This is a genomic window from Blastopirellula marina (genome assembly GCF_002967765.1).
In the GTDB taxonomy this organism is placed as follows: Bacteria; Planctomycetota; Planctomycetia; order Pirellulales; family Pirellulaceae; genus Bremerella; species Bremerella marina_A.
In genome coordinates this window covers 587,046-597,549 of the sequence record NZ_PUHY01000015.1, presented here as the reverse complement: position 1 = coordinate 597,549, position 10,504 = coordinate 587,046, and the positions used below count along the sequence as shown (strand labels likewise).

8 protein-coding genes and 1 tRNA gene are annotated in these 10,504 nt (G+C 53.7%); 5 read left to right on the top strand and 4 right to left on the bottom strand.

Annotated features, from left to right (window positions below):
* Positions 1-4 precede the first annotated feature (4 nt).
* The 3 genes from C5Y83_RS26960 to C5Y83_RS26950 all read right to left on the bottom strand — a co-directional run bounded on the left by C5Y83_RS26960 (position 5) and on the right by C5Y83_RS26950 (position 2,436).
* A complete protein-coding gene (locus C5Y83_RS26960; protein WP_105332886.1) occupies positions 5-1,063 on the bottom strand; it encodes a nucleoside hydrolase in 1,059 nt (352 codons plus the stop codon).
* Positions 1,060-2,097 carry a LacI family DNA-binding transcriptional regulator gene (locus tag C5Y83_RS26955; protein ID WP_105333079.1) on the bottom strand — a complete coding sequence of 346 codons (1,038 nt, stop codon included), beginning with the start codon at positions 2,095-2,097 and terminating at the stop codon, positions 1,060-1,062. Before C5Y83_RS26955 ends, C5Y83_RS26960 begins: the two co-directional genes overlap by 4 nt.
* A 255-nt stretch (positions 2,098-2,352) precedes the next feature.
* Positions 2,353-2,436 (bottom strand) — tRNA-Ser (locus C5Y83_RS26950).
* A gap of 205 nt (positions 2,437-2,641) precedes the next feature.
* Between C5Y83_RS26950 and C5Y83_RS26945 the strand changes: the two genes are divergently transcribed.
* Together C5Y83_RS26945 and C5Y83_RS26940 are read left to right on the top strand one after the other, a co-directional pair.
* Positions 2,642-4,030 carry a hypothetical protein gene (locus C5Y83_RS26945; protein WP_146117940.1) on the top strand — a complete coding sequence of 463 codons (1,389 nt, stop codon included), beginning with the start codon at positions 2,642-2,644 and terminating at the stop codon, positions 4,028-4,030.
* 594 nt (positions 4,031-4,624) lie between these two features.
* A complete protein-coding gene (locus C5Y83_RS26940) occupies positions 4,625-5,302 on the top strand; it encodes a hypothetical protein (RefSeq protein WP_105332884.1) in 678 nt (225 codons plus the stop codon).
* Positions 5,303-5,397: 95 nt separating this feature from the next.
* On the opposite strand, the gene C5Y83_RS26935 is transcribed toward C5Y83_RS26940, so the two are convergent.
* Entirely contained in the window at positions 5,398-6,252 is an 855-nt protein-coding gene (locus tag C5Y83_RS26935; RefSeq protein ID WP_105332883.1) for a porin family protein, read from the bottom strand.
* A 182-nt stretch (positions 6,253-6,434) separates the two neighbouring features.
* Between C5Y83_RS26935 and C5Y83_RS26930 the strand changes: the two genes are divergently transcribed.
* From C5Y83_RS26930 to C5Y83_RS26920, 3 genes are all read left to right on the top strand, one after another.
* Positions 6,435-7,070: a hypothetical protein gene (locus tag C5Y83_RS26930; RefSeq protein ID WP_146117939.1), complete on the top strand. Its 636-nt coding sequence runs from the start codon at positions 6,435-6,437 to the stop codon at positions 7,068-7,070.
* A 195-nt stretch (positions 7,071-7,265) separates the two neighbouring features.
* Complete coding sequence (locus C5Y83_RS26925; RefSeq protein ID WP_105332881.1) at positions 7,266-8,987, top strand: GspE/PulE family protein; 1,722 nt, start codon at positions 7,266-7,268, stop codon at positions 8,985-8,987.
* 375 nt (positions 8,988-9,362) lie between these two features.
* Entirely contained in the window at positions 9,363-10,463 is a 1,101-nt protein-coding gene (locus C5Y83_RS26920; RefSeq protein ID WP_105332880.1) for a type IV pilus twitching motility protein PilT, read from the top strand.
* The last annotated feature ends 41 nt before the right edge of the window (positions 10,464-10,504 follow it).

Here is a 10,504-nt window from a genome sequence, read left to right as displayed (position 1 = left end):
CCGACTACCTTTCGCTTCCGGAAGTCGCTGCGACATTGTGAGGAGGCTCGCTTGAGAGGAGCGTCAACGCTTCGATAATCCGTGGCTTCTGCTCTTCACGCAGGATCAAGTAGCGATCGCGTCCTCCTTCACCAGGAACGAAGTTCGTATAGCCATCTTCTTCCACGGTCACCTGACCTTCCGGCGACAAGTCGAAGTATCCGTGATCAGGACGAACCGCGACCAGTACCGATGTGAGGTCCCAAGTTGGGCGGTCATGCGGTGGCTTGATGTACAACTCGTAAGCTTCCGCAACAGGGTGATGCTCGACGTAGTCATAATCGCGTTCGATGCTTTCGTGCGGATAGCGAAGATTCAGCCCGATCTCAAATCCGCTCCAAACGATTTTCCCTGGCCACTTATCGAACAGCCGGCGTGCGGAGGGAACATCTTTGAAAACATTGTATTCGCGGTAACGTTTCGGTTCCCCCGTTTTCCCGTCAGGAATGTCGGTGAACGCTGCGGCCATTACCGATAGGAGGCGTACCTTCTTTTTGACGAGTTCCATTCCGTCAAGCTTGCTAAAATCATCTGCCGGGGATTCGAGCAAGTCTGCCAAGTTGGTCGAGAAACCTACCTGACAGATCACAACCGAATTGTCCTCGGCCACGGCAAGAGTCTTCCTCAAAACGCTCACTGCGGAGGGTGCATTCTTGCCCGATACCAAATCGTGCGGGTAACGCACTTCCCCTTCACTTTCCGCCTTGGCCAACGGATTAAACTTCCCTTCTTCTGGCGTCACGCCGCTGCGGCAGACACCAATCGGGATATCGCCGCGGCCATAAAAAGTGTTCACGCAATCGGTGAACGGTGCCGCGAGATCGTTATCTTTGGTAATCGTGACGGCCAACAGCTTACACTCGCCACGCGACTCGAGCGCGTGCAGCATGGCCAAAGCCAACACGTCGTCGCAATCGTTACCAATATCAGTGTCAAAGATAATCGGCACCGGCTTGAGCGATTCTTCGGCGGACACTAAGGAGGGAAGAACGAAAAGAACTAAAAGGGGCGTTAACCATTTCATAATGGAGGGACCTTTCCTACCGATGCTCGTTGGATGAGCTTGATGGGGACTTTGTGCATCTTTGTACGAGGAGACTTGCCTGATTGCATCTGTTCGGTCGCCAACAAGGCAGCACGCCGCCCAAGCTCAGGTACGTTTTGGGCAATGGTTGTCAGCGGGACCTGCATGAACTCTACGAAGGCGACATCGTCGAAGCAGATTAGAGATAGGTTTTCGGGAATCTTCCGACCGAGTTCGCTCGCCGCGCGAAACGCCCCAAAGGCATTCGGCGTACTCATAGCAAACAGCGCCGTCAGATCGGGTGACTCGGTGAGAAGTTGCCGAGCCGAACAATATCCCGATTCTTGCGTGAAAGAATCGCCCGCTACCAACTTTTGGTCGTAGTCGATTCCGGCAACCGCCAGTGCTTCTCGCACGCCTTTTAGGCGACGCTCGCTGGGTAGCGTTCCATGAAGACCTTGCAAGATCCCAATTCGCTGATGCCCATTTTCAATCAGCAGTTCGATCGCTTGATGGGCTCCAGTCAGGTGATCGGAAGTCACTTGAACCAGCGAAGAATTAGCCTGACATCGATCGACGGTCACCAGCGGAAGACCACGACTTGCGGCCGCTTCCAAATGGGCGAAGTCGAGACCAATCGGACATACGACCAGCGACTCGACATTTCTGGCTTCCATTTGCTCGATTAGTTCACGTTCTTTCTCGACCGAGCCATCGCTGTCGGCGATGATCGCCGAGAACCCCTCTTCGCCCGCCGCGACAGTCACTTCTCGGGCGATCGCTGAAAAGAACGGATTGGAGAGATCGGGGACTACAATCCCCAACAGTCCGGTTCGCTGCAACCGCAAAGATCTCGCGACTTGACTTGGACGAAAGCCGAGACGCTCAGCCGATTGCTTGACCAACTGTTCGGTCGCTTCACTGATCCGATACTTTTGCGCCAGCCCGTTTAGTGCTCGCGACGCAGTCGATGCGCTCACGCCGGCGGCCTTAGCGACATCGCTGAGCGTCGAATTGGCGCGAGCTTTCTTCACGGTTTGAACAGACGGAGGGAGGAGCAAAATGGAGGCAAATCGTTATGCTCAATCGATTGTGCCACAATCTTGAAACAGATTGCAACCAGATTCAAACATGTTTCTTCAGAATTTCCCTAACGGCCAGACACCAAGCGGCAAGCAGTCCACGTGATTCCGCAAAAGAGGCGAATACCAAGCACACGCCCGGCAGAAAAAGAAAACCGCAGCTTCCAGACGAAAGCTGCGGTCGCTTGCTTGAGCGTTCTACGAAAGCGGAGGCGACAGGACTCGAACCTGCAACCGGCGTAACCGGCGACGGATTTCAAATCCGCTCCCTAACCAATTCGGCTCGCCTCCCTTGTTCGACGAACTGGGCACATCTGCTTAGAACATCGAACCTTGGTTAACGCTAACTAGCTACGAGATTTATGTCAACGGGACGACGCTCCGCTCGTTTGGTTTGTGCGGAGAGTTCGGCCAGATCTAGCGACAATTTCGCTGTTTTCTCCTGGTCGCTTTAATATTCACGATCGGTGGAACAATAACGTTATGATAGAACCGCGTGTATTCCACCCAAATCCCCTCAGACGAGCAAGCTACCGCCATGTGTTGCCCTCGCCCGACCGTCGCCACCTGGAAACCTTGTTTCTGGCTCATGATTCTGGGGATTCTCGCCAGCGTTCCACCAGTTACGCTGAATGCTCAAGACGCGGCTGTTCCCGAGGCGAGTCTACCTTTGGGGGATAGCCTACAGGATCAAGAAGATGCGAAGCTTTATACCTCACCGCAAAGCATTCTCTCCGACTTCTTCGGACGGCGCCGCGCCGGCATGGTCGTCCATGGACTGGAAGACATGGTCGGGATCACGGCAACCGGTATCTCTCCCCTGTTTGTCCTTTCGGTAACCTCCCCGACAGTTTATTTCCTGACTGAGCCCGATCGACGCGATGCATTGATCTTTCTTTACCAGCCGTGGTTCTTCATCCCCATCATTTTGATGACGCTGATGGTGGCATTGAAGGACACGGTTCTCACCTTCGCCAGCTACCTAAAAATGCCACTCGACATTTTGGGCATCTTGTTTCACTTGATTGGTTTTGTAGTTGGCTTCCGCCTGGTTTACCACTTGTTGGATATTCATGTCGCCGGGTCTGGCGGGCCGCTGGCCGGCTTTCTTGCCATGGCGATGCTGATCCTGATGTTCGCGTTCTATACCAGTATTTGGGTATTAAGCAACGTGTTCGAGGTATTGATCCTGATCAACCCATTTCCGTTGGTCGACACCATCCTCCGCATAGGACGGGTTGTTGTGTTGGTGATGATGTACGCCGCATGTTGGATCCATCCTGCGCTTGGCGGACTCATCGCTCTCCCGATCCTCATCTTGTCTTTATTCACCTTCGAGCGTTCCCTACGAACCACATTGCTGGGCTTTCGCCTGGCTTGGGATGTGGCGATGTTCCGGCGCGATGCGATCGAGCCCAACCAAACGCAGGTCACCGTTTTTTCATCGTTCAGCGGCGTCCTTCCCTGGATGACCATGGGGAAGCTTGTGAAGACGGTCGAAGGTTGGGAGTTTCGCTACCGCCGCTTCTCCATTGGCCCCACACGATGCATCGCCATCGCGGAAGGGCCTTACTCGATTGCCCGCGGATCTCTGTTCCCCGGCTTGATGCGGCAGACAGATTCCGGGATGCAATTGATCGTACGTTTTCCGGCATCTTACCGAGGCGAAGAGGAAGACTTGGCGAACTGTTTCGACTCGGGCGAAGTCCATGACTTTCGCTGGGGCACGATGGCGATGTCCGCTTGGACGACCGTCCGGCAATTCATTTTTGGGCGTCGCAAGAATGCAAGTAGCCCGAGCAATGCTCCAGCTTCTGAACATGAATGCCAAGACGAAGTGACGCCAGATGAAGAAGCCGCCTTACCACAGACGAACCAAGGATAATTCCGTGGCTTCTGCGCAATCACGAACCTGAAACTTGTTCTGACACGAATTCAAAATCGAACGGTTAAGAAATACCGATCGTATGCTCCATCGATTTTATGCTCTTTAAGCTTTGGAGAATTGCCGATCTCATTACGGTGCGATCGAACACCCAATCATCCAACGACCGATGGCACTGCCATCGCGTCAAGGCCGACAAGTACCTGCCCCACTTGTCGGCCTTTTTCATGCGCATTCCGTTCGTCATGCACCACGCGACTGATGTTTGTGGTTAGCCGAATTCAGTGTCATCGCCATTTGCGATAGCAGTGTTCATGGTCGATGTTACCTGTAACGAAACGCCGAGACGAAAGTCGAAGGCTAAAAGCCGTTGTGCATCTGGGGGCGGATCACAACGGTTTTTTTATGCGCCGACGGCATCGATAGCGTTGCCTGCACCGGAAGTTTCTTCTGGTAAACTTTGCCGATTACGGCAATTTTCTCGATTGCAACGACTTTCCAGGTCGATACCCATTCCTGCGTCACGATAACCATCCGCCCTGCTAGTCAGTTTTTGATTAGCGGTTCGCTTGATGTTGCAGGAAAGATTTCGAGATGATGTCACGTCACCTGATCCTCGGCTTGTTCACGGTCGCCATTATGGCTGCGGTAGGATGCCGAACCGTTCCCAGTTGCAACTCCTGTCAGTTCGACGGCGTGACGGCTAGCCACGAAAGTGGCTGTAGCGATTGCGGTGCTTCCTGCGGCCCCGTTTGCAAGAAAGACTGTGGGCCAAACTACGACATTTGCTTACCCAAGCTTCCCTTTGCCGAGATGCGAGAACGCATCCGCAACGGTCTGACCTGTGGTGCAGGTTGTTCGGACGAAATCTACTGGGGCGAATGGATTTCCGATCCACCGAAGTGCGACCCATGCGATTGCTTCGGCAATTATGCTGGACCACAAGCCGGCCCTTGTCGACCTGGCCTACTGGGAATTCGCCGCGGGGACGACTTTTGTAATGGCCTATGCGATCCGGGAGCTCCATGCACAAGCTGTGCAGCCCAAGCGAAGTATCGAACAACTGGCTACTCGGAACATATCCCGGCCGAAGGCACGATCATCTACGACTCAGCGGTTCCTCAATCCAGCAGCCCGCGTTCGATGGTTCCCACACCGGCATCACCTTCCGATGAAGTTATCTACGAAACGCATAGCATGCCACAGCCAAGCTACCCGACCTCGACCCAAGACGGGCGGCACCCAGCCAAGCTAGGCCGAGGAACGCTGTAACTAAATCAACAAGCCAGGGGGGCTTACGAAGAGGCGTGTCCGTGAATGCGGACGCGCCTCTTTTTTGTTTCTTGCCAAATCTAATCAATGCAACATCACCGGAAGTAACCGGGATTCTTTCCACCGAAGCGATACTCGAAACCAGCACTTACCGAGAAATTGCTGGTCGACTGAGCGTCAGTACCGCCAAACGTCACATTGTCGAGTAACTCGAATCGAAGCGCGATTCGCTGATGAATGAAATACTTCAGGCCTAAGCCAACCGGCATCGAAACCTGAGCCTGATCGCGTGTTCGGCCGAATTCGTCATCGTACTGAAAGATCGCAGCACCTAAACCAAACGTCGCATAGGGACGCCAGGTGGCATCGCCCCAGGGATAGAACTGCAAACTGTAGTCCGCCAAGATCAACTGGCTCTTCCCAGAGATAGCCGTGTTACTCGGATAAACCAATCGTCCTTCCGCAAAACCAAACCGAGCTTCCATTCCCCAGTAATGATCGAAGTCGTAACCCAGACGGACGCCGTCGAAGAACGCGGCGGACTGTTCGATCTCGCCAGGAATCAGGTTCTGCAGCATAATCGCGCCGCCGAAAACATCCGCGTGAATAGGACGATTTCGCCAACTGGTGCCAATCAGTGGCTGACCAAACCCTATGTATCGCGCCGGATCGTCGGGATTCTTATGAATCATATCGAACCGATGAGCAAACTGACCGCTATGCAACCCGCCAAACCAATGACTTGAATTTCCTGGCGTGTCGTAAGCTCGCTCGGGATGCACCTCCAACTTGGGCGCCTCAAGCATGTCCTTAGGGAGTGGCTCAATTTCTTCGATATAGGGCTGGTTATCTACCGGCACCGATTGCTGAGCCTCGACCAGGCATGCTGACAGCGCGACCAGGCAAAGTGCCAGGTTCGAAGCAATCCAATTGCATGAGGGTCGATTCATTCACCAATCTCGCGCGGCATCCGTGATAGCTATCCCCAATCGGGCAGCGGATTATCGAGACGTCTCCCTCAGCCGTCAATGCGAATCGAAGCGAGTTTCTTGAGTCAAAGTTGGTCGAAATTGTCGAATTTGCTATTTTGTCCCCACTGGATAAACGCCCCTCGCCCAAAAGGATTTGAACGATGGCCCCTCTCACACGGGTAATGACCTGTTTTTTGCTGCTAGTTATCTGCCAGCAAGCCCTTGCGCAAGCGTCTGCTGGCAGCGAGCAACCATCGACTAAGTCTTCGCTGCCGAACGATGCGCCCAACTTCGATGCAATTCGAAGTGAACTTGAACAGGTCCGGCAAGATTTGGGAGCTGAGTATTCCTTGGAATCAAAGGAACTTGGGATTTCGTTTGATCGCAATGAAAGCCCCCAAGGTGGTTCCGTAGAGCAGCCAGGACTCTCCAATGTCGACCAACAGCTACTTGCTATCAGCAAGCAGATTCAAATCCAAGCTCGTCAGCTTGAGCAATTGGCAGCGGATGCGGAAACGAGGACGGACTACCAGCTGGCCGACCGATTGAGGGAACTGGCCGAACAGCAATGGAAATCAGCTCGTGCAATCCGAAGCCCCCTTTCTACCTCTCCATTGAGCCTCAATGGGTGCGGCAATGTTGACTGTCAATCAAATTGTGTGCCCCTACTCCACTCACTTTCGGAACCAATTCCACCCGGAGTTAATGGCCCAGGCCCTGGCGTTGTTTTTCCCTTCTTCTCGTACCCGAGTCCGCCAGCCCAAACGGCTCCAGCTTCTCATACGCCAGAGAATTAGCCCCCCATCGGGTGTATTGGTTGACAACGGCCCTATTCTGTAATGATGATAGTCTTGGAAACCTTTGCGCGCATGGACCTAAAATTCGTGCGCAAAAGGCTTAACGGCATTCCAAGCCTCGTGGTAGGCTAGTGATGCACTTATCTTTGCTCGATACTTCTCCCCTTCCATATATTCCGCTCGGAGGATGGCGCTTTGGCTGGAACCCTGGGAAATTTCGCGGACATTCTAATTCGTCGTGGGCTTGTCGGTCCGGATCAGTTGCGCGAGGCCGAAACCATGGCCGACGCCCAAAAAATTCCGGTGCCCGAAGCACTGATTCGCTCGGGCTATGTTGCCTCCAACGACGTAATGCGCGCCGTAGCGGAAGAGCATAGCCTGGAATTCATTGACCTGGACGAGGTGCGAATACCCCTCTCTGCGGTGGAATTGGTGCCGGAATCGGTTGCGCGTGAAAACATTGTCATGCCGATGGCGGAGGATGATGGCGCACTTAAGGTCATTATTTCCAACCCGTTAGACCTGGAAACGATCGACAAACTGCGGTTCATTTTGAATCGAAAGATCGAGATCGCTCTCGCCCCTCGTGAAAATATCACCGAAGCGATCAACCGCTATTACGGGCAGCAAGAAGGTGAATCTGCGGATACGATGCTGCAGGAATTCACCGATACGGCGATTGACTTCACCGACACCATGGAACAAGACACCATGACCATGGCGGGTGAAGAGACGATCGACGAAACTAGCGCTCCGGTGGTGCGTCTGGTTCAGTTGATGATCAGCGAAGCCGTTCAATTGCGGGCCTCGGACATTCATATCGAGCCGTTTGAAGACCGCGTTCGGATTCGCTATCGCATTGATGGTCGTTTGATCGAACGTGACAGCCCCCCCAGACGTATGTTGGGTGCTATCCTGTCTCGCCTCAAGATTCTGGGGGCAATTGACATCTCAGAACGTCGCCGCTGTCAGGACGGTCGTATCAAGGCCGATGTTGGGACTAAGACGATTGACCTTCGCGTGAGCGTGATCCCGACCAACCACGGGCAATCGATCGTGATGCGGATCCTGGATAAGGACAGTATCAAGGTGGGTATTCGCCAGCTTGGTTTGTCCGACTCGAACTTCCTCAAGTTCAACAACCTGCTGCGTCGCCCGAACGGTATTATCCTCGTGACCGGTCCAACCGGATCCGGGAAGACCACCACTCTCTATGCGGCGTTAAACGAACTGAACCGCCCTGACACCAAGATTATCACGGCCGAGGACCCGGTCGAATACTACCTGCCAGGCATCAACCAGACCCAAGTTCGGCACAGCATTGGGCTCGATTTCGCGAAAATCATTAAGGCTATGTTACGCCAAGCCCCCAATATCATCCTCGTGGGTGAAATGCGCGATACTGAAACAGCATCCATGGGGATCCAGGCCTCACTCACTGGACACTTGGTTTTCAGTACACTACATACGAACGATGCGCCCGGTGCCATTACACGTCTGATCGACATGGGTGTTCCCTCTTATCTCGTTTCTAGTACAATTATTGGTGTGCTAGCCCAGCGTCTGGTCCGCGTGATTTGTGAGAAATGCAAGGCTCCTGTGAAGCCAAGCAAAGAGATCCTGGACTCCGCTGGCATCACGCCAGAGATGATGGAGAACGCGACCTTTATGAAGGGTCGTGGATGCGGTAACTGCCAGCGTAGTGGTTACCGTGGTCGCATGGGTATTTTTGAGTTAATGCCTATGAACTCACAACTTAGAGAGTTGGCGTTCAAGGGTGCAGCGACGCAGGAAATCCGAAAAGGTGCCGTCGCAACCGGCATGGATACCTTGTTCGACGACGGTATCAAGAAGGCTCTGATGGGCAAAACCACGCTCGAGGAAGTCTTCCGTGTCGCCAAGGTCGTGGAGAAGTAACGGAAGGGGCCGACGGACGCCCCTGCGACAACTTTATCTCCTCGAAACCCAAATTAAGATGAAACAAGCGTTTACGCGTTATCGAACCATAAACGCTGCAAAACTCCGCTACTAATTTGAGTCCGCGATCGCAGATGCCAACAATTCTGCCATCGGGACAGCTTTTCCAACGCTTTTCAATATTTATTCATCAGCAGTTCATCACCCAGTCGGCACACTGGGGGCTTCTGCTCAGGCCTAGGCAGCCTGAACACAAGAGCGGATGCACCTTGCCAACTGGCCGGAATGAAGAGGCTGGATTTTCCTTGAAGGTCGGGCAATCGCGCACGGATGCCCCCTGAACGTGGTAAGTCCAAATCGTCGTAAAGGAAACCAATGGCCACGATTCTGATCGACAAGTTGTTGCAAGCCGCCGTCAAACAAGGGGCTAGCGATATTCACATCACGGTGGGCCAGCCACCGGTGTTTCGCTTGCACGGTCGGATGCGCCAGTTGGATACCAAGCAACTAGAACCAGATGACACCGTATCGCTGATGAAAAGTATCACGCCGGAACGTTGTCAGCGGGAACTGCAAGAGACGGGCGGTTCCGACTTTGGTTTTGCCTTTTCCGACTTGGCTCGTTTCCGTGTGTCGGTCTTCCGCCAACGCGGTAACATCTCGATGGTTTTGCGTCAGATTCCCAACGACATGCTCACCCCCGAGCAGTTGGGGCTTCCGTCCAAGGTGCTCGAGCTTTGCCACCGACCACGTGGTTTGTTCTTGGTTACCGGGCCAACGGGTTCTGGGAAAAGTACCACACTTGCCAGTGTGATCAATCACCTGAACGAAACGATCGATCACCATATCATCACCATTGAAGACCCAATCGAATTCTTCCATTACCACAAGAAGTCGACGGTCAATCAGCGTGAAATCGGGGTCGACGTTCCCTCCTTTTCCGAAGCCATTCGCCGGGCGTTGCGTCAGGACCCCGACGTGATCCTGGTGGGTGAAATGCGAGACTTGGAAACGATCGAAGCCGCTATTTCCGCGGCAGAAACCGGGCACGTGGTGTTCGGTACGCTCCACACCAACAGCGCTTCTGGTACCGTCGACCGTATTATCGACGTGTTCCCCAGTGGTCAGCAGGATCAGATTCGTACCCAGTTGGGTGCGGCCCTCTTGGGCGTGTTAGCGCAGACGCTGGTGCCTAAGATCGGCGGTGGACGAGTGGCGGCTTACGAGCTGCTTAACGTTACCTCTGGTATCGCCAACCTGATCCGCGAAAACAAGACGTTCCGTATTCCATCGATGATTCAAACCGGCTCGAAGCACGGGATGATCTTGATGGACGACTCCCTTTTCAATCACTGGCGAGCTGAACGCATCACCATGGAGGATGCTTTGGCTAAAGCCCAAAACCCCAACGACTTGGCAAAACGTATCGCTGACGCGCGACGCGGAAATGTCGAAGACAAAACCGATGTCGCTTAGCGTCCGCGGTTTCTCCTCTTCACGTTACCTTATCACCACAA

What these genes read in the sequence shown, in the direction of transcription:
- C5Y83_RS26935 (WP_105332883.1), bottom strand. Translation starts at nt 6,252, where the DNA reads ATGAATCGACCCTCATGCAATTGGATTGCTTCGAACCTGGCACTTTGC.
- C5Y83_RS26930 (WP_146117939.1), top strand. Translation starts at nt 6,435, where the DNA reads ATGGCCCCTCTCACACGGGTAATGACCTGTTTTTTGCTGCTAGTTATC.
- C5Y83_RS26960 (WP_105332886.1), bottom strand. Translation starts at nt 1,063, where the DNA reads ATGAAATGGTTAACGCCCCTTTTAGTTCTTTTCGTTCTTCCCTCCTTA.
- C5Y83_RS26920 (WP_105332880.1), top strand. Translation starts at nt 9,363, where the DNA reads ATGGCCACGATTCTGATCGACAAGTTGTTGCAAGCCGCCGTCAAACAA.
- C5Y83_RS26940 (WP_105332884.1), top strand. Translation starts at nt 4,625, where the DNA reads ATGATGTCACGTCACCTGATCCTCGGCTTGTTCACGGTCGCCATTATG.